Source organism: Pseudoalteromonas sp. 68 DY56-GL68, from assembly GCF_041414825.1.
Taxonomy (GTDB): domain Bacteria; phylum Pseudomonadota; class Gammaproteobacteria; order Enterobacterales; family Alteromonadaceae; genus Pseudoalteromonas.
Window position 1 is genome coordinate 14,825 of sequence record NZ_JAOCZL010000001.1, and the last position, 20,632, is coordinate 35,456.

The window sequence follows — 20,632 nt, forward strand, 5'->3', positions numbered from 1 at the left end:
TGAATTTTTAATAATTTACGAAAATTTTTTTACTTTATTTTCAATAAAAGTATAAAAAACAACCGCTTTGTTGCAAAACGGCGGATCAGGGAAAGTGAATGGCTTCAATCAAGTACTGAAAAGTCTATCAAGTGCTCTTTCATGAATGACTTCATTTGTTCTTCACCCGTATTTAACTGAAGTCCTAGTTGGTAGCTAGACGCATTTTTACGAACACTGCACACCTTTCCAGAAAATTCATGCTTATTTAGTACAAGGTTACAGCTTTGTTCTTTTAAAAAGCTGAGATCGACATCACTTTTAATATCAAACTGTACGCCTGTAAGAGAGATATCTTTAATGAGTCCTTGGTATTTCTGCTCATCGGTGTTTAAACAAGCACTGAAGAGTGTTGGAATACGGGTTTCACTGCGAAGACTGAATAACTGAACGTGTTTCGGAAAGTCTAAAAAGATTAAACGATAGGGGTGCGAAGCGACGGCCTTAATTTGTTGGCGAAATGCAATCACCTGCCCACCGCCACTTTCGAGCACTGCGCGCACAATGACCATCACACCTTCTTTGATCAACTCGCCACTATTAATTAATCGCCTTGCTGAGGGGTAATTAAGAATAATATGTTGTTCGTTGAGTAAACCTATAAACTCCGTTTTAACTCGCTTACTATCTATCGGAGTGATTATCTCAACATCAACAATACTACCTGCAGGTATATAAGCTAGCTTATCTAAATTACGCTGTAGCTGTGTCTTTGCCATTCATTAAGTCCTTTAAAATATAAACGGCTCACTAACCACGCCAGAAAGTAGGAGTGAACAATACCAGCAAGGTAAAAATTTCAAGACGACCAAATACCATTGCGATGGTCAATAACCACTTAGCAGTATCGGATATCGCCCCATAATGGGCGGCAACTTCACCCAAGCCAGGACCTAAATTATTTAGACACGCTGCGGTTGCTGAAAACGCACTAATGTTATCCATACCTGTGCCCATTAGTGCCAACATGATAATCACAAACACTAAAGCATAAGCTGAGAAGAATCCCCAGACAGCTTCTACCACTTTATCTGGAAGTGCTTTGCGACCTAGTTTAATTGAATAAATTGCGCGCGGATGTACAAGACGATTAAGCTCACGAATACCTTGTAAGTAAAGTAAGAACACACGCACAACTTTCATTCCGCCACCGGTAGACCCTGCACAACCACCAATAAAGCTTGAGAATATTAATAAAATAGGCAAAAACAATGGCCATGCAGAAAAGTTATCGGTAGCGAAACCTGCGGTAGTACTCATTGACACGGCCTGGAACATAGCTTGATCTAATGTTTCGTCACCGTCTGCATAAATGTTATTAGATGACAGTACAGTAAAACAGACAATCACTAGAGCGAGCTGAATAAGTAAGAACACTTTAAATTCAGGGTCACGTAAATAAACACGAATACTGCGCGAGGATACCGCCGCATAGTGCAGCGAGAAGTTTATTGCGGCAATAAGTAAAAACACCACACATATAAAGTTAATCAGTGGACTATCAAACTGCCCCATAGACGCATCATAAGTAGAGAAACCGCCAATCGCAATCGTTGAGAAAGCATGACAAATAGCATCAAACCAGTCCATTCCCGCTCCCCAATAGGCAAGCGTACACGCGATAGTAAGTGACACATAAATGTACCAAAGGTGTTTGGCGGTATCGGCAATACGGGGCGTCATTTTCGAATCTTTAACTGGGCCTGGAGTTTCGGCACGGTACAGCTGCATACCACCGACCCCAAGCATGGGTAACACAGCAACGGCAAGTACGATGATCCCCATACCACCAAGCCACTGTAGTTGTTGGCGATAAAAAAGCACTGATTTTGGTAGGTACTCAATCCCGGTTAAAACGGTTGCCCCTGTTGTTGTAAGGCCTGAAAATGCCTCAAACACAGAGTCAGCTAACGACAAACTTGGCTCTTGTAAAAAAACTAATGGCACAGCCGCAAAGCTGCCAAGTACCAACCAGAACAACACCACAATTAAAAAGCCTTCGCGCGCTTTTAAGTCGCCATGCTCATGGCGGTTTGGGTAATACGCTGCTAAACCAATAACAACACTAAAAATAAACGCAAGAACGAACGGCACACCACCACCATCTTTATAGATTAAAGATACCAGTGCTGGCGGCACCATGGTGATACTAAATAAAGCCACCAGCTGGCCTAGGATTTTTATTATGGTACGAAATTGCATCTGTGCGTATCGCTTTTTAAATATCTGATTTAGCTATTAGAGTTTATTGTCTTACAGGCTTAACTGTAAGTAAACGCTGTATGTTTATTTCATGGCGTATCTTTTTTAACGGCGAACTCAACGGCACCATGTGTTAACTCATGTATCTCTTTGATTGCCAGCTCTACTTGGCGACTATCTATTTGGATTTTCCAAGCAATATTTTCAGCAAACTGTTTTTCTATATTTAATACTTGATATTGGCTTTTCAACAACTGCTCTATGGCTCCCTGAGCACTGTAATCACTGTAGCCGACTAACTCAACGCTCGGTACTTTGGTGATTGTTTTAAGCTCACGCATGGCATTGTTTAAACTCCCACCATAAGCACGCACGAGTCCACCGGTACCCAGCTTAATACCGCCAAAATAACGCGTTACAACAGCGGTGATCTCACCAATTCCAGACCCCGTCAGCACATTAAGCATTGGTTTTCCTGCGGTGCCATTAGGTTCTCCATCATCTGAAAAGCCATATACATGGCTACCACCTGGATTTCCTGCAACATGTGCCCAACAGTTGTGACGCGCATCACTGTATTTATTTTGAATCTCTTTGATGAATGCTTTTGCTGACTCTAAGTTAGGAGTATGGGCAATATGCACAATAAATGTACTTTTTTTTATTTCTTCTTGGTAAAAAACAGGCTCTGCCGGATATTGATATTCAGACATATTCTTCTATCCAAAAAAATGGGGCCATTTGGCCCCTCTTGTTAATCTCGTTTTTATTAGTCTAGATGCAGATCACGGGTCATGTTTTCTAAGCGATCATCATGAACGATAATATTATCTTCAATACGGATACCGCCGAATGGTTTAAGCGCTTCAACTTTTTCCCAGTTAATAAACTGTTTATTATCGGTTTGCGCAAGGTCACCCAGTAACGATTCAATAAAATATAAACCCGGTTCAATAGTAAAGACTTGGTTCTTTTCGATTAAGCGAGTGCAACGTAAGAACGGGTGTCCTTCAGGTGGTGCTTGATGTGCACCTTTATCATCAGCCATAAAACCACCCATATCATGCACTTGTAAGCCGAGGTGATGGCCAAGACCATGCGGGAAGAAGGTTGACGTAATACCGCGCTCAACAATTTCAGCCGCCGGTAGCTTCACAATGTTAAAGTCGCTCAACACCTGTGCTACACGCTGATGACAGTCCAAATGCAATTCGCCATATAACATACCAGGTTTTAATGCTTTACCTAAGGCAATTTGATGCTCCGTCATGACCTTAATTAAGTCACTAAACTCACCCGACTGATTAAAATCATAAGTACGCGTGATATCAGCTGCGTAGCCGTTAAAATTTGCACCAGCGTCAATTAGGAATGAGCGATGTGTCTCTGGCGCTTTAGGCTCAAAGTGCGTGTAGTGTAAGATTGCACAGTTTTCATTAAGCGCAACAATATTACCGTATGGCATTTCATTTTCACTTTGACGCGTCGCCAGTAAATAAGCCTGTTGAATATCAAATTCAGAGCCACCTGCTAAGAAAGCATCACGTGCCGCTTTATGACCATCGACGGCAATACGGTTAGCTTGACGTAAACACTCAAGCTCGTATTGTGTTTTATAGGCACGATGAAAGTGCAAGTAGTTCATAACTGGCTCTGGGTTCATAATGCTAAAGCCCAGCGCTTGCGCTACGTCTAAATATTCACCGATATAGGCAAATTTTGCCTTATCGTAAGGAAGCAGTTTTTCTACCTGATCTGGCTGTACTAATAATTCAATATCAAAATACTCAGCCCAAAAATCACGAGGCTCATCAGGTACTTTATGCCAAAAATCAACTGGGCGATAAAATATCAGCTTTGGTTTAGATGCACCGTCTACAACTATCCAACAATGAGGGTTATCAATTACAGGTAACCAAGCTTTGAATTGCGGGTTAACCTTAAACGGGTAGTACATATCATCTAAAAACTGGCGCTTTGCCTGACCAGAGTGAATAACAAGGCCTTCTAAACCTTCACGCTCTGTAATTGTACGCGTGCGCTGTTGCAAGGTTGCAATATGTTCGGCATATAACACCGCTAATTTATCCATAGTAAACCCATATAAGTAAATTCGACTTAGTCGCAGTCTATCATAGTCGACCTTAACGCCCAACACAGGGGGTTAAGGTCAATTAGTCAGCCGCCCATTTTCATATCTAAAATTGGCGCAAGCACATTACCATCTCGCCCTAAACGCGTATGGTAAACTTGCCTGTAAGCAAATACATTCTTCACATAATTGCGTGTTTCAGTATAAGGTATAAGTTCAATCCATAACTCTGCAGGCATTGCCTGTTCAGGGATCCAACGTTTAATACGGTGATAACCTGCATTATAAGAGGCGGTTGCTAATATTTCGTTGCCACGATTTTTCTTTTTTAAATATTTCAAGTATTCACTTCCTAAACGAATATTCGTTTTAGGGTGAAACAATTTTCGGCGTGAAACAGTACTTCTATTAATGTATTTAGCAGTACTCGGTAATAACTGCATTAAACCATAGGCGTTTGCATGAGAGCGGGCATCGGGCGCAAATGAGCTTTCACGACGTGAAATTGCAATACTCCATGCCATGTCTATATGATTACGGTTACTGTAGCTCTCAAATACATCTTTAAACGCAAATGGGAAACGCAAATCAACATAATCCCATTCTTTAATTTGTGCCAAGGTATAAATAGTGCTGTCATACCAATCAAGCTCAGCAGCAAGTATTGATGCCGCGAGTTTTTCTTCTTTGGTTGATGTACCTGTTAAGTAATTCCACTCCCTGCGAGCTGACGTGTAGCGCTCAAGCTCATAGAGTGCACGCGCACGCTTAAAGCCAGGTGCATTTGCGACTTCTAGTTGGAGCTTATCAGAAATTTGCAACTGTTGATTGTTTAAACTAACCGGAATACCTAATCGGGCAGACGCTAAAAAGCCGTAATAATCGCGCTCTTTGGCTACTTTTTGCCAAAGAGCGCGGGCATCTTCAACTTCGCCACGCTGATTTAAGCTATATGCTAACCAATATTGCTGACCTAGGCTTAGGTTTTCTTTACCGGTAAAAAACGCCACAATACCAGACCAATCTTGCAATTCGAGCATATTAGCAAGCTGCCACTGCATTAACTTCGTTGTTTGACGCTCTTTAGGCACCTTATTTAACCAAAAGCGAGCTTGTTTATGCCCGCTTGAGGCAAGCGATAGTGCAAAGTTGTAGTACACATCTGCTTTTTGTTCTTCCGTGTAAACAAACATTTTTTCAAGCTTTTCCCATGCTCGAAGCGCTAACTCTTTATCACGCCAAACTAAGCGTTTCACCCCGTATAATGCTATTTGCCCTTCTTTGGCTGTCTTTTTCTTAAAGCGATATAAACCAGCCGAAGCACTCGGGTCTTTGCGTACTTTTAAATATAAATCAGCTAGGTACTGCTCATCTTTAGGGAGTAATGACTTTAGGTAAGGCAATAAGCTTGACGTACCGCCTTCTGCAGCGAGAGAAACTCGTTGCCAAATACGTTCTTGTGTTTGATAACCTTCTTTTTTCCAAAGTGAAAAAAGTGTGTCGCATTCTTTTGGTTGAGAATGCCCTACCACCCATAAATCACTAACTTGATTCATTATTGCTTCTTTAGGCGCACCTAAGTCCAATTGAAAGCTTAAATAAGGACAAGTCAATTCGTTATTACTGGTCTCTCTGTAATTACGAATATAAGCGGCTTTTTTATTGTACTCTTTTAAATAGTTAAGCCATGCTTTACGCACAGGCCACTCTAATGGCGTATTACGATAAACATTTAGATAATTTTCTATTTCTGTTTGATGCTTCAAACTTGGGTTTCGTTGCCAATAGGCTTTTTCGACGTAAGGCTTTAGCGGGTGGTCTAATCCATTAGCTGCCTCTTTCATATCGTCATAATCACCGTATCGCGCCTTTTTTTCTGCTTTTAAAAAAGCGTCATGTTTGTCGTTGGCTTCAGCTGCAAAAAAAGGAAAAAGTAATGCGGCAGCTGTCCAACCAAGGAGTTGTTTTTTCATGATGACCTTTAACAAAAATTAAAGAATTAATAACAAAAAACTTCTTCTACACCTTAGCACCAAACCAGCTATATTTTAACCAATCGCGATAAAGCGCAGTAAATTTTTCGTTGCATTTTCATTTTAAAGCAAGCACACTGATTGAAATGCAAACTCATCGTACCAGTCTTAGTTAATAAACTAGGGAGAATAATAATGTTATATAAAAGCGATTCATTTGAAGTTGCTTTCATCAAGGACAACATCGCCGAGTTTAAGTTCTGTGCCGACGGCTCAGTAAATAAACTTTCGCAGCAAACCTTGCAAGATTGCGCTTTAGCATTAAAAGAATTGGCAACAAACTCAGATATCAAAGGCATGGTGTTCACCAGCGATAAAGATCATTTCATTATCGGTGCCGACATTTTCGAATTTTTACCTACTTTCACTAAACCGCAAGAAGAATTGGTTGCATGGATCAAAAATGCTACTGACGTTTTTGACGCGATTGAAGATTTACCTTTCCCAACGCTAAGTGCTGTAAACGGCATGGCGCTTGGCGGTGGATGTGAGTGGGCACTTGCTACCGATTATCGTGTTGCTAGCTCTAACGCTAAAATTGGCCTACCTGAAGTTAAACTAGGCATTATGCCTGGTTTTGGTGGCACAGTTCGCCTTCCACGCCTTATTGGCGCTGATAATGCGATGACATGGATCACCACAGGCAAAGAAAACCGCGCTGCTGATGCCTTAAAAGTAGGTGCATTTGACGCGGTAGTTAGTGCTGACAAACTTTTAGAGTCAAGTATTGCAACACTTGAGCATGCAATTGCTGGCAAACTAGATTGGCAAGCAAAACGACAAGTAAAATTACAGCCACTGAAAATGAACCGTGTTGAGCAAGGTATGAGCTTTGCGATGGCTGAAGGCATGGTAATGGGTCAGACAAAAGGTCACTACCCAGCACCTGTTATGGCTGTAAAAACAATCAAAGCTGCAGCAAACTGTGAACGCGCTGAAGCAATGGCGATTGAAAACGCTAACTTTGCTAAATTAGCAGCAACAAGCGAAGCTGCTGCGCAAACTGGTATTTTCTTAGCTGACCAATACATTAAAGGTAAAGCGAAGAAGCAAGCTAAACACAGTGAACTTGAAATTAAACAAGCAGCTGTATTAGGCGCAGGTATTATGGGCGGCGGTATTGCATACCAGTCTGCTTATAAAGGCACACCTATTATCATGAAAGACATCAATCAAGATGCACTTGATTTAGGTATGGGCGAAGCATCTAAGCTACTTGGTAAAAAAGTACAACGTGGCCATATGGCGATGGATAAGATGGTTGCTACATTAGGCAAGATCAAACCAACGCTAAACGATGCAGACCTACAAAGCGCTGACATTGTTGTTGAAGCCGTAGTTGAAAACCCTAAAGTGAAGCAAGCTGTTCTTGCTGGTCTTGAAAAAGACTTACCTGCGGGCACTATCCTAACTTCAAATACCTCAACAATTCGTATTGACGAGTTAGCATCTGCGCTTGAAAAACCAGAAAACTTCTGTGGTATGCACTTCTTTAACCCAGTGCCAAAAATGCCTTTAGTAGAAATCATTCGTGGTGAAAAAACATCAGAAGCTACTATTAATGCCGTTGTTGATTACGCATTAAAACTTGGTAAATCACCAATCGTTGTAAACGACTGCCCAGGCTTCTTTGTAAACCGCGTACTATTCCCTTACTTTGCAGGTTTCAGCAAACTTGTTGTTGAAGGTGCTGACTTCACTAAAGTTGATAAAGTGATGGAAAATGTATTTGGTTGGCCTATGGGTCCTGCATATCTTCTTGATGTTGTAGGTATCGATACAGCTTACCACTGTACTGGTGTTATGGCTGACGGTTTCCCTGAGCGTATGGCTCGCCAAGATAAAGACCCTGTTACTGTATTTGCAAACGAAAAACGCTTTGGTCAGAAAAATGGTGCTGGTTTCTACCAATACGCGCCAGACCGTCGTGGTCGCCTGAAAAAAGCAAAAGATGCAATAGCAACTGAGTTACTAAGTGCTATCACTGATGCACCTAAAGATTTCGATAAACAAGAAATCATTGACCGTTGTATGATCCCGATGATCAACGAAGTACTACTTTGTTTACAAGAAGGTATCGTAGCGTCACCACAAGAAGCTGACATGGCGCTAATTTACGGCATTGGTTTCCCTCCATTTAGAGGCGGTGCATTCCGTTACTTAGATCAAACTGGTTTAGCGAATTTTGTTGCAACAGCAGACAAGTACGCTCACTTAGGTGCGATTTACCAAGTATCTGATGAAACTCGCAAATGGGCCGAAGAAGGCCGTGTATTCTACAAGGTGGAAGGATAAGAAACATGAATAATCCAGTAATCGTAGATTGTATCCGCACACCAATGGGTCGTTCAAAGAACGGCGTATTCAAAAACAAGCGTGCGGAAGATTTAAGTGCTCACTTAATGAAAGGTTTGTTAGACCGTAACCCAGCCGTTGATCCAGCATCAATTGATGATATTTACTGGGGCTGTGTACAACAGACTTTAGAGCAAGGTTTTAACATTGCTCGTAACGCAGCACTCCTTGCCGGTATCCCACATTCAGTGCCAGCTGTTACAGTTAACCGTTTATGTGGCTCATCAATGCAAGCATTACACGATGCAGCACGCGCTATTATGACTGGCGCTGGTGATACCTACATCATTGGTGGTGTTGAACACATGGGTCACGTACCTATGACTCACGGTAATGATTTTCACCCAGGTTTATCAACGTCTGTAGCACAAGCTGCTGGCGTAATGGGTTTAACTGCTGAATACCTTGCAACGCTTCACGGCATTAGCCGCGAGCAACAAGACGAATTTGCTTACCGCTCACACCAACGTGCACATGCAGCAACGGTTGAAGGTCGTTTCCGTCGTGAAATCCTAGCAATGGAAGGTCACGATGCAGATGGCTCTTTAATCTTAGTTGAAGACGATGAAGTAATCCGCCCAGAGACAACTGTTGAAGGCTTATCGCAACTACGCCCTGTATTCAATCCAGCATCAGGTAGCGTAACGGCAGGTACTTCATCTGCACTTTCTGACGGCGCGTCAGCAATGCTTGTAATGAGCGAAGAGAAAGCTAAAGAACTTGGTTTACCAATTCGTGCCCGTATTAAATCAATGGCTGTGGCAGGTTGCGATCCATCAATCATGGGTTACGGCCCTGTTCCTGCCTCGCAAAAAGCACTTCAACAAGCAGGTATCACTATTGACGATATCGATGTTGCAGAGCTTAACGAAGCATTCGCAGCACAATCTCTACCAGTATTAAAAGACTTAGGTCTGATGGATGTGGTAGATGAAAAAGTTAACCTAAATGGTGGTGCAATTGCACTTGGTCACCCACTAGGTTGTTCTGGTTCACGTATTAGCACAACGCTTGTTCACCTAATGGAAGACAAGAATGCTAAATACGGTCTAGCAACAATGTGTATTGGTTTAGGCCAAGGTATTGCAACTGTATTTGAGCGCGTAGAATAACGAGCTCACATCAAACATCTTGGTGATAAAAAGGCGCATTGATTTACTCAGTGCGCCTTTTTTATTTGCGTTGCTTTGTGTTATTGAAACTGACAGCAATAGAAAGTTAAAATAGCCGCTTATTAATCGTCTCTTTCATCCAAAAAGGTCAGCCATGAATTTTGATAATCCCGATCACCAATTAGATGCACTTGGCCTTCGTTGTCCAGAACCTGTCATGATGGTACGTGGCGCAGTACGTAAAATGAAAGATGGCGAAACCTTACTTATCATCGCCGATGACCCATCAACCACCCGCGATATCCCAAGCTTTTGTACTTTTATGGATCACACGCTAGTGGCTAAAGATGTTGAGCAAGCGCCATTTAGATATTTGCTGAAGAAAGGACTATAGGCTAGATAAACAAGATTAGAGTGAGCGTTTAATTGTTACCTTTACCAATTAAAAACCCACTCAAAAACTCCAGTTACTTTTTAGTAACTGTCACTTTTGGCTTATTACTATTGCGGTAATCAAAGCTCACTACATACACGCCTTTTGTAGCTGGTTTAAAACTAAAGTAGTTGTAAATAGTATTACAATCGGCGATGGCAGCCTGACCTAATAATAGTGCTTGTCCTGCGGGGTCCATGTCACTGTAACCACAGTTATAGCCTTGACTAAAGTTAGCATCAGCTACTTTAAATTCATAGACTTTCCCTGGTGTTGAGAACGTTACTTCTGCTTGGAAGATACCTGATGCAACTTGCTCTAGTATATATTGTGGTTCAGCATCCCATAACGTAAAGTCGCCACGCAAGTACATGGTACGATCTAAGTCTTTGCTGGGCAGCATGTCGTCGATGCTTGGCATTTGTATTTGGCTCGTACAGGCTGTTAATAAACCTGCTAATGCTAAAGTAATTACACGTTTCATTACTGTTCCTTATGCTACTAAAAAGCCAGCACAAAGCTGGCTTTTATTAATTGGCTACTACTTACTTCTGAAGTACAGAAATATCAGCAATATCTAAAAACAGACGGCTTAACTGACTTAATAATGCTAAACGGTTTTGTTTAACCGCTTCATCATCTGCCATTACCATGACGTTATCGAAGAAGTTATCAACACTCTCACGGATACCCGCAAGTTGTGACAATGCTTCTTGATAATCGCCATTTGCATATAGAGGTGCAAGCTCAGTTGCAAACTTAGCAACGTGTGACGCTAATACTTTTTCTGCATCATCGCTTAATAGGCTCTCATTTACATCACCTTGCGTTGTGATGTCATTCTTAGCCAAGATGTTGCTTACACGTTTATTTGCTGCTGCAAGCGCCTCTGCTGCGTCTAGTGTACGGAAGTGACTTACCGCTTTAACACGACGGTCGAAGTCAACTGGTTTAGTTGGACGACGTGCTAGCACAGCTTGAATGACATCAACTTCAATACCTTCATCTTGATACCATGCGCGGAAACGGCCTAGCATAAACTCAAACACATCTGTTGATACGTTTAGGTTTGTTAGCTTTTCACCGAATAGCGTTTGTGACTTAGCAACAAGGTCTAAGATATCTAGCGGTAATGATTTTTCTACCATGATGCGTAATGCACCAATGGCAGCACGACGAAGTGCAAATGGGTCTTTGTCGCCTTTTGGCGCTTGGCCAATACCAAAAATACCCACCAGCGTATCAAACTTATCAGCAATTGCGACAGCACAGCTGATCACATTTGTTGGTAAATTATCGCCCGCAAAACGTGGCATATATTGTTCATTTTGCGCCAGTGCAACTTCTTCGGCTTCACCGTCGTGACGAGCGTAATGCATACCCATTACACCTTGTACGTCGGTAAACTCCATAACCATTTCGGTCATTAAGTCTGTTTTACTTAGAAGACCTGCTCGCTTAGCAAGCTCGGCATCGGCACCTAATTGCTCTGCAATGTAACCTGCAAGTTCACTAATACGCTCAGATTTATCTTTCAGCGTACCAAGTTGCTTTTGGAATAAAACAGTATCTAGCGATTCTAGGCGACTCTCTAGCGTTTTCTTCTTATCAGTTTCATAGAAAAACTGTGCATCAGCTAAACGAGGGCGAACAACTTTTTCGTTACCGGCAATGACCACACTTGGATCTTTACTTTCGATATTAGAAACAAACAGGAACTTGTTAAGTAAGTTGCCATCTTGGTCTAATAACGGGAAGTACTTCTGGTCGTCCTTCATGGTATAGATAAGGGCTTCTGAAGGAACATCTAAGAATGCTTCTTCGAATGTTGCTGTCAGCGTTACTGGCCATTCAACCAAGGATGTTACTTCTTCAAGTAAGTCTTCATCCATCGCTACTTTTGCATTTACAGCGCTAGCTGCTGCTTCAATCTGTTCGCGAATTTGTGCTTTACGCGCTGCAAAGTCAGCGACAACGTAAGCAGATTTCAGCACATCAAACACATCATCAGCGTGGTTGATTGTTACTTTTTCTGGGTGATGGAAACGGTGACCTTGTAATTGGTTGCCAACTTGCTTACCAAGGATTTCGCCTTCGATTAGCGTGCTACCAAACAAAATAGTTGCAGTGTGTACTGGGCGAATAAATTGTGTTTTATTTGCACCCCAACGCATTGGTTTAGGAATAGGTAATTTAGCAAGTGCCTTGTTTACAGCATCACTCATAAGTGCAGTTGTTGATTTACCTTCTACTTGTGCTTTATGTAATAACCAAGCACCTTTATCTGTTTCTAGTGTTTGCGCATCGCTTACATCGATACCACAACCACGAGCCCAACCCATTGCTGCTTTAGTTGGATTACCATCGGCATCAAATGCAGCTGCTACAGCAGGACCGCGCTTTTCTACTACCTTGTCACTTTGCTTAGCTTCAAGTGCAGTAACACGTAAACCTAAACGGCGTGGAGATGCGTACCAGTTAACACCTTGATGTGCTAGTTCTAAGCTTGTAAGCTCAGCTGCTAAGTTCTCAGCAAACGACTCAGCAAGTTTACGAAGTGCTTTCGGTGGCAACTCTTCAGTGCCAATTTCTACTAATAAATTTTCTGCTGACATGCTAATTCTTAATCCTTACAAAGCGGGAAACCAAGAGCTTCACGGGCATCATAGTAACTTTGCGCACATGCTTTTGATAAAGCACGAACACGTAAGATATAACGTTGACGTTCTGTTACTGAGATAGCGTGACGAGCATCTAATAAATTAAATGCATGTGATGCTTTCATTACTTGCTCATAAGCGGGTAATGGTAAGCCTGCTTCAATTAGCTTTTCGCTTTCCTTTTCACAGTGATCAAACTGTGCAAATAAGAACTCAACATCCGCTTGTTCGAAGTTATAAGCTGACTGCTCTACTTCATTTTGATGGAATACATCACCGTATGTTACACGACCCATAGGGCCGTCTGCCCATACTAGGTCATAGATGCTATCTACGCCCTGAATGTACATTGCTAAACGCTCAAGACCATAAGTGATTTCACCGGTCACTGGTGAGCACTCTAAGCCACCAACTTGTTGGAAGTAAGTGAACTGAGTTACTTCCATGCCATTTAACCAGATCTCCCAACCTAGACCCCAAGCACCTAATGTAGGTGACTCCCAGTTGTCTTCTACAAAGCGAACTTCATCAGTTAGTGTATCGATACCAACAGCAGCTAATGAGCCTAAATAGAGCTCCTGGATGTTTTCTGGTGATGGCTTTAAAACTACTTGGAATTGGTAGTAATGCTGTAAACGGTTCGGGTTTTCACCATAACGACCATCAGTTGGACGGCGGCATGGTTGAACATACGCGCTCGACATTGGCTCAGGGCCAATTGACTTTAAGAAAGTTAACGGATGAAATGTCCCTGCTCCCACTTCCATATCGAGTGGTTGAGCAATCACACAGCCTTGCTGTGCCCAATAGTCCTGTAAAGCCAGGATCAAACCTTGAAAGGTTTTAACGTCATATTTTTGCATATTTGGCTTATAGTATCTGGTGCGTTTAGTCTGAAAATTGCTCTCAGTATACCTTGTGTGCAGTAAGGTTTTAAGCAGTTTGTGCTTTTTCAGCAATAAAAAAAGGAGCCTGTAGGCTCCTTTTTAATTCTTAATTTAGCGTTATACGTCTAGATTAACTACACGTAGCGCATTCGTTTCGATGAAGTCACGACGCGGCTCAACTTGGTCACCCATTAGAGTCGCGAACAATTGGTCTGCAGCTACGGCATCTTCAATTGTTACTTTCAACATGCGACGTGCATCTGGGTCCATGGTGGTTTCCCAAAGCTGATCTGGGTTCATCTCACCAAGTCCTTTATAACGTTGAATATAAAGACCACGCTTCGATTCATTGATCAACCACTCTAATGCATCCACAAAGTTATCAACAGCTAATGTCTTCTCACCACGTTGAACATATGCGCCTTCTTCAAGTAAGTTAGCAATGTTTACGCCTGTCGCTGCAATGCGTTTGTAGTCACGAGATGTGATGAAGTCGAAGTTCAATACATGCGCTTTATCCACACCATGCTGGCGAATATTCACAACAGGATAATACATGTTGCGCTCAGTATCGTGCTCAGTGCCGGCGTGGAAGATAGTTGCATCTTCATCACGTGCAATTAAGTCGTCAACAAGGATGTTAGTCCACTCTTTAACTTTTGCTTCATCTGCTAGATCAGCTTCGGTAATTTCGCTTTGATAAATTAAACGTTCCATAACCGAATTTGGATATTTACGTTTTAAGCGCTCAATCACTTTAACTGTATTTTGATAGTCGTGAACAATTCTTTCTAATTCTTCACCTTCAAGTGCAGATGCACCTTCGCTTGTATAAAGTGCAGCATTGTTTAATGCTAATGATGTTAAGTAATCAACAAGCGCTGGGTCATCTTTAATGTAGCGTTCTTGCTTACCTTTTTTCACTTTATAAAGTGGCGGTTGTGCAATATAAATAAAGCCTTTCTCTACAATCTCTGGCATTTGACGATAGAAGAAAGTCAGTAGTAAGGTACGAATGTGAGAACCATCCACGTCCGCATCGGTCATGATAATGATACGATGATAACGTAGTTTTTCTGGGTCATATTCATCACGACCAATACCACAGCCTAATGCTGTAATGAGAGTTGCGACTTCTTGAGAAGAAAGCATCTTATCAAAGCGTGCTTTTTCTACGTTAAGAATCTTACCTTTAAGTGGCAAGATAGCTTGGTTTTTACGGTTACGACCCTGCTTAGCTGAACCACCTGCAGAGTCACCCTCCACTATGTATAGTTCAGAAAGTGCTGGATCTTTTTCTTGGCAGTCTGCCAATTTACCTGGTAAACCAGCTAAATCCATTGCACCTTTACGGCGTGTCATTTCACGTGCTTTTCGTGCTGCTTCACGAGCTCGTGCTGCATCAATAATTTTGCCAACAACTGTTTTAGCATCAACAGGGTTTTCTAATAAGAACTCTGTTAGTTTTTCTGCCATTGCTTGTTCTACAGCAGACTTAACTTCACTTGATACTAGTTTGTCTTTAGTTTGTGATGAGAACTTAGGATCAGGTACTTTAACACTTACAACCGCAGTTAAGCCTTCACGAGCATCATCACCCGTCGCATTGCTTGTTGTTTTCGCTTTTTTGTTAAAGCCTTCTTTTTCCATGTAGTTATTTAGCGTACGCGTTAATGCAGCTCTAAAGCCAGCTAAGTGCGTACCACCATCACGTTGTGGAATGTTGTTTGTGAAACAGTAAATGCTTTCTTGGAAACCATCGTTCCACTGCATTGAAACTTCTACACTAATACCGTCTTCTTCACGCTCATGGGTAAAGTGGAAAACACTTTTATGTACAGGTGTTTTGTTACGGTTTAGATATTCTACGAATGCTTGGATACCACCGTCATATTTGAAGTGGTCATTCTTAGATTCTTCACGCTCATCAGTAAGAATGATACTTACACCAGAGTTTAAGAACGAAAGCTCACGCAAACGTTTTGCTAAGATATCGTAGTGGAAGTTAAGGTCACTGAATGTTTCACCACTTGGCCAGAAACGTAATTCAGTACCTGTGTCTGTTGCATCACCAATTATAGCTAATGGCGCATCTGGTACACCCATAGTATATGTTTGTTGGTGAATTTTGCCTTCACGACGAATGGTCAGTTGCAGCTTTTCAGATAGTGCATTTACTACCGAAACACCTACACCGTGTAAGCCACCAGATACTTTATATGAGTTATCATCGAACTTACCACCAGCATGAAGTACTGTCATGATAACTTCAGCCGCAGAAACACCTTCTTCTTCGTGAATAGATGTAGGAATACCACGACCGTTATCTCTTACAGAGACTGAACCGTCTAAGTGAATCGTTACAAAAATATCATCACAATGACCAGCTAAGGCTTCATCGATAGAGTTATCAACAACCTCAAACACCATGTGGTGTAGGCCTGTACCGTCATCGGTGTCCCCTATATACATTCCTGGACGCTTTCTTACTGCGTCTAATCCTTTAAGTACTTTAATACTCGACGAATCGTAATTCTCAGACATGGTTAATCCCACTTATCTTGTTATTAGGTTGCCATGTTTCACGTGGAACATTTTTAGTTCTCGTTGCATGGGTTCCACCACAGCAGAAATACTTTCAGATAAAATTGATGAGATAAAAAGTTGCGAATCGCAATGAGTCAAAAGCTGACCCACTTTTTCTTTTGTATCTTCACCTAGTTCTGAAGGTAAGTCATCTATTAGCAATATAGATTGCTTATCTGTTTCTGACTCAATTAAGCTATTTTGCGTTACTTTTAACGCATAAAGCAAGAGCTTCAATTGACCGCGAGAAAAGGTATTTTCTACGCTGTTACCAGAAACGCTAAAACTAAAATCAGCTTTATGCGGACCTTTACTTGTGAAACCTTGTTTGGCATCACGTTCAAAGCTTTGCTCAAGCGCCTCTGAGAGCGTTTCACTCTCTTTCCAGCCCGCATGAAAGTTAATTTCTAAATCGCTTACAAGCGTTAATTCTGCACACATTTTATCAAAAAACTGCTGCTTAAACCTACTTATATACGCGATTCTTAGATTATTTATTTGTTCAGCTAGTCTAACAAATTCTTTATCCCAAAACTTGATCTGTTCGAAATAATCTCTAGGTTTACTTTTTAATAAAGCATTACGTTGTTTCAGTACTTTATTAAAAGACTGCCACAAGTAAAAAAAGTCATGTTCCACGTGGAACAATCCTAAATCGAGAAATTTTCTACGCTCTTTTGGGCCACCAAAAAACAAGGAATAGCTTTCTGGAGTAATAACTTGCACCGGCACTAGCTGAGCTAATTCAGAGATTTTACGGCTCGTTTTTCCCTGAATCTTTAAAGACGTTTCACCCGCTTGGTTTTTGCTTATACCAATCGGAATAGACAAATCATGCAGCGCTTTGCGACCATGAATCACAAACTTGTCTTGTTGATGCTGAATGATATTTTTATGTTTGGCGGTACGAAATGATTTACCGTGAGAAAGGAAATATATCGCCTCAAGGAGACTGGTTTTTCCACTGCCATTTTCGCCATAGATAATGTTTATGCCATTAACCGGCTCAAGTGTCAGCGCCTCAATATTTCGAAAATTATTGAGGCTTAAATGACTTAAACTCATATAAGCTTATAGGCGCATCGGCATAACAACGTACATAGCTTCTTCGTCACCTGCACCTTCAATTAGCGCACTGCTATTAGAGTCTGCAAGTGTAAAGGTTACATCTTCTGTTTTTAATGTATTAAGTACATCAAGTACATAAGAAACGTTAAAGCCAATTTCAAGTTCGCCGCCTTGGTACATTACTTCAACCACTTCTTCAGCTTGTTCTTGCTCAGGGTTATTTGCCGTAATTTTCAATAAACCTTCAGACAGATTTAGTCGTACTCCACGGAACTTTTCATTCGATAAAATAGACACACGTTGGAAAGCACTACGTAACCACTCTCGGTTAGCAGTAATGACTTTGTCTCCTCCACGAGGAAGTACGCGGCGATAATCAGGGAAACGACCATCAACCAGTTTACTGGTAAACGTAAATTCAGTATCAATAATACGAATATGATTAGCACCAAATTGAATGGTTACTAGCTCATCATCAGCCACCATTAGGCGCATAATTTCTTGCACACCTTTACGTGGAATAATTAACTGACGCTGCGTATTTAAAGATTGCGGTAATTGTTTTTGTGCAATCGCCAAACGGTGACCATCTGTCGCCACTGTCTTAATATCTGTGTTATCAACCTCAAATGACATACCGTTCAAGTAATAACGGACGTCTTGATTCGCCATAGAGAAATGTGTACTTTCTAAAAGCTTACGTAATTCTAAACGTGTTAGTTGAAATTCAACTTCACCATCCCACTGCTCAAGATTCGGAAAATCTTCCGCGGCCAACGTTGTTAAAGAAAAACGGCTTTTACCACTTGTTAGTAGTAACTGATGATCTTGGCTACTTAACGTAAGGTCAGAGCCATCGGGTAAACTTTTACAAATATCGAGTAATTTTTTAGCTGGTAAAGTTAGCTTGGTATCTGCCGTATCTTCACCAACAAAAACACTGGCCACTAACTCAATTTCAAGGTCTGTGCCTGTCATTGAAAGTTGCCCGTTTTCAACAACTAACAAAACGTTCGATAAAATTGGTAAGGTGTGCTTACGCTCAATCGCACCTGACACTTGAACTAAAGGTTTTAAAAATTGCTCTCTTGATATTGTTATTTGCATAATAAAGTCGGCCTTAAGATGACAAGGTTCTTATTAAGTTTTGATAATCTTCTTTCACTTCGTGGCTTTCATCACGTAGTGATTTAACTTTACGACAAGCGTGTAATACAGTTGTGTGATCACGACCACCAAATGCATCACCTATTTCAGGTAAACTATGATTTGTTAGCTCTTTTGACAATGCCATCGCCACTTGGCGTGGTCTTGCGACTGAACGGCTACGACGTTTAGATAATAAATCTGACACACGAATACGGTAATACTCAGCAACAGTACGTTGAATATTATCTATCGTTACCAGTTTATCTTGCAGCGCAAGTAAGTCACGTAGCGCTTCTTTTACAAAGTCGATCGAAATTGGACGACCAGTAAAATTTGCATTAGCAATAACGCGGTTTAACGCCCCTTCTAATTCACGCACATTTGAGCGTAACTTTTTCGCGATAAAAAAGGCAACTTCGTGAGGTAAATTTATTTTACTTTGCTGCGCTTTTTTCATCAAAATAGCAACGCGCGTTTCAAGTTCTGGCGGCTCAATAGCAATGGTTAAGCCCCAACCAAAACGTGATTTAAGGCGATCTTCAACCCCTTCGATCTCTTTTGGATAGCGGTCTGAAGTTAATATAATCTGTTGATTTCCTTCAAGTAAAGCGTTGAAGGTATGAAAGAACTCTTCTTGTGAGCGTTCTTTATTAGCGAAAAATTGAATATCATCGATCATCAATGCATCAACACTTCGGTAATAACGTTTAAATTCTTCGATGGCATTATTTTGTAGCGCTTTAACCATGTCTTGCACAAACCGTTCTGAGTGCATATAAACAATTTTCGCGTCTGGCTTATTAGCCATAATACCGTTACCAACAGCATGCAATAAATGTGTTTTACCTAAGCCAGTACCACCATATATAAATACAGGGTTAAATGCTGAACCTGGGTTATCTGCAACTTGAGTCGCTGCAGCTTTTGCTAATTGGTTTGATTTACCTTCAACGAAGCTATCAAAGGTGTAATTTTCTTTAATGTTTGATTTATAGCCTGATTTAGGAGCAGGCTCTACTGCTTTTTTCTCAGGCTTTGGCTGTTGTTTTTCAGTTGCGTGTTGTGCATTCACTGGCGCACTTACTTCAGCAGCAGCGGGCATCGTTGCCGCTTGGGCATTTAGAATAGGCTTACTACCAACATCAAAACGAAGTTCAGGTGCTTCATCGCCACAAATTTCAACAAGCAATTCATTAATACGGTTTAAATATTTTTCTCTCACCCAATCTAATACAAAACGATTTGGTGCATATATAGTTAACGTATCTTCGGTACTTTCTGCTTGAAGTGGTCTTACCCACATACTGAATTGCTGCGACGGCAATTCATCTTGCAATACATATAAACAACTTTGCCAAACCGACAGATACACTATTAAACTCCTAGAGATTTAATTTTATTCCCGTTCATCTTAAATGATGGAAAATCAAACATTTATTGCTAATCTTTGACCGATTTTATCGACCCAGACCGACTATTATGAAGGCACTTTATCCACAAGTACAAGATTGATTTTTCTGAAAAATATGATCTCGCGCAAAAAAACAAGTAACACCATGATTTATAGAGTATTTATTTTTTAAGCCTGAACACTGATCATAGCAAATTTGCAGGCGGATCGCGATCGAAATCTACGATCTAATTTACTTTTCCCAAGCTTTTATTCACTTTTTATACAGAGGCTGTGGAAAACTTCTTATTTATGATGATCCTATATGATCAAGGTAAAGGATCCTTTATAATTACTACCTCTGCAGCGTTTTAATGATTGACTTTTGTGGTCTTCATCTATAATATCTCGCGCTCGCAATGGCACCTGTGCCAGGATCGCGACCTGCATAGGATGTTTTAACCTTAACCGATCGGATGGAATTGTTATGAAAAGAACTTTTCAACCTAGCGTTTTAAAACGCAAACGTACACACGGTTTCCGTGCTCGTATGGCATCAGCAAATGGCCGTAAAGTATTAGCTCGTCGTCGTGCTAAAGGCCGTAAAGTACTTTCTGCTTAATATA

Annotated in this window: 16 protein-coding genes; 4 read left to right on the plus strand and 12 right to left on the minus strand. The window is 41.2% G+C overall.

Translation table 11 applies throughout. The features are described 5' to 3' along the window. Positions 1-104 precede the first annotated feature (104 nt). From NYF15_RS00100 to NYF15_RS00120, 5 genes are all read right to left on the minus strand, one after another. Positions 105-758, minus strand: a complete 654-nt coding sequence (locus NYF15_RS00100) for a flagellar brake domain-containing protein (RefSeq protein ID WP_371352370.1) — start codon at positions 756-758, stop codon at positions 105-107. A gap of 31 nt (positions 759-789) precedes the next feature. Continuing rightward, positions 790-2,241: a TrkH family potassium uptake protein gene (locus NYF15_RS00105; RefSeq protein ID WP_130149237.1), complete on the minus strand. Its 1,452-nt coding sequence runs from the start codon at positions 2,239-2,241 to the stop codon at positions 790-792. 89 nt (positions 2,242-2,330) lie between these two features. Beyond that, complete coding sequence (locus NYF15_RS00110) at positions 2,331-2,954, minus strand: YigZ family protein (protein ID WP_130149238.1); 624 nt, start codon at positions 2,952-2,954, stop codon at positions 2,331-2,333. Positions 2,955-3,010: 56 nt separating this feature from the next. After that, on the minus strand, positions 3,011-4,333 hold the full coding sequence (gene pepQ / locus NYF15_RS00115; RefSeq protein ID WP_371352371.1) for a Xaa-Pro dipeptidase: 1,323 nt from the start codon (positions 4,331-4,333) through the stop codon (positions 3,011-3,013). An 86-nt stretch (positions 4,334-4,419) separates the two neighbouring features. Beyond that, the gene (locus NYF15_RS00120) at positions 4,420-6,306 is read right to left on the minus strand and encodes a transglycosylase SLT domain-containing protein (RefSeq protein WP_371352372.1); all 1,887 of its coding nucleotides are present in this window, start codon (positions 6,304-6,306) and stop codon (positions 4,420-4,422) included. A gap of 195 nt (positions 6,307-6,501) precedes the next feature. Here NYF15_RS00120 and fadB point away from each other — a divergent pair, with 195 nt between their 5' ends. The 3 genes from fadB to tusA all read left to right on the plus strand — a co-directional run bounded on the left by fadB (position 6,502) and on the right by tusA (position 10,227). Beyond that, positions 6,502-8,661 carry a fatty acid oxidation complex subunit alpha FadB gene (gene fadB / locus NYF15_RS00125; protein WP_371352373.1) on the plus strand — a complete coding sequence of 720 codons (2,160 nt, stop codon included), beginning with the start codon at positions 6,502-6,504 and terminating at the stop codon, positions 8,659-8,661. Positions 8,662-8,666: 5 nt separating this feature from the next. Beyond that, positions 8,667-9,833: an acetyl-CoA C-acyltransferase FadA gene (gene fadA, locus NYF15_RS00130; protein WP_062568452.1), complete on the plus strand. Its 1,167-nt coding sequence runs from the start codon at positions 8,667-8,669 to the stop codon at positions 9,831-9,833. A gap of 154 nt (positions 9,834-9,987) precedes the next feature. Beyond that, positions 9,988-10,227 carry a sulfurtransferase TusA gene (gene tusA / locus NYF15_RS00135; protein WP_371352374.1) on the plus strand — a complete coding sequence of 80 codons (240 nt, stop codon included), beginning with the start codon at positions 9,988-9,990 and terminating at the stop codon, positions 10,225-10,227. 73 nt (positions 10,228-10,300) lie between these two features. On the opposite strand, the gene NYF15_RS00140 is transcribed toward tusA, so the two are convergent. The 7 genes from NYF15_RS00140 to dnaA all read right to left on the minus strand — a co-directional run bounded on the left by NYF15_RS00140 (position 10,301) and on the right by dnaA (position 19,988). Continuing rightward, positions 10,301-10,750: a hypothetical protein gene (locus NYF15_RS00140; RefSeq protein ID WP_130149243.1), complete on the minus strand. Its 450-nt coding sequence runs from the start codon at positions 10,748-10,750 to the stop codon at positions 10,301-10,303. 61 nt (positions 10,751-10,811) lie between these two features. Further along, positions 10,812-12,881, minus strand: coding sequence for a glycine--tRNA ligase subunit beta (gene glyS / locus NYF15_RS00145; protein WP_371352375.1), 2,070 nt, complete (start codon positions 12,879-12,881; stop codon positions 10,812-10,814). Between the two features lie 8 nt (positions 12,882-12,889). Continuing rightward, entirely contained in the window at positions 12,890-13,789 is a 900-nt protein-coding gene (glyQ, locus tag NYF15_RS00150; protein WP_054554789.1) for a glycine--tRNA ligase subunit alpha, read from the minus strand. A 141-nt stretch (positions 13,790-13,930) separates the two neighbouring features. Beyond that, positions 13,931-16,357 carry a DNA topoisomerase (ATP-hydrolyzing) subunit B gene (gene gyrB, locus NYF15_RS00155; protein WP_371352376.1) on the minus strand — a complete coding sequence of 809 codons (2,427 nt, stop codon included), beginning with the start codon at positions 16,355-16,357 and terminating at the stop codon, positions 13,931-13,933. 12 nt (positions 16,358-16,369) lie between these two features. Further along, entirely contained in the window at positions 16,370-17,464 is a 1,095-nt protein-coding gene (recF, locus tag NYF15_RS00160; protein ID WP_054563761.1) for a DNA replication/repair protein RecF, read from the minus strand. Between the two features lie 6 nt (positions 17,465-17,470). Next, entirely contained in the window at positions 17,471-18,574 is a 1,104-nt protein-coding gene (gene dnaN, locus NYF15_RS00165) for a DNA polymerase III subunit beta (RefSeq protein ID WP_130149247.1), read from the minus strand. 13 nt (positions 18,575-18,587) lie between these two features. Beyond that, positions 18,588-19,988 carry a chromosomal replication initiator protein DnaA gene (gene dnaA / locus NYF15_RS00170; RefSeq protein ID WP_371352377.1) on the minus strand — a complete coding sequence of 467 codons (1,401 nt, stop codon included), beginning with the start codon at positions 19,986-19,988 and terminating at the stop codon, positions 18,588-18,590. 505 nt (positions 19,989-20,493) lie between these two features. Between dnaA and rpmH the strand changes: the two genes are divergently transcribed. Continuing rightward, on the plus strand, positions 20,494-20,628 hold the full coding sequence (gene rpmH / locus NYF15_RS00175; RefSeq protein WP_045980711.1) for a 50S ribosomal protein L34: 135 nt from the start codon (positions 20,494-20,496) through the stop codon (positions 20,626-20,628). Positions 20,629-20,632 lie beyond the last annotated feature (4 nt).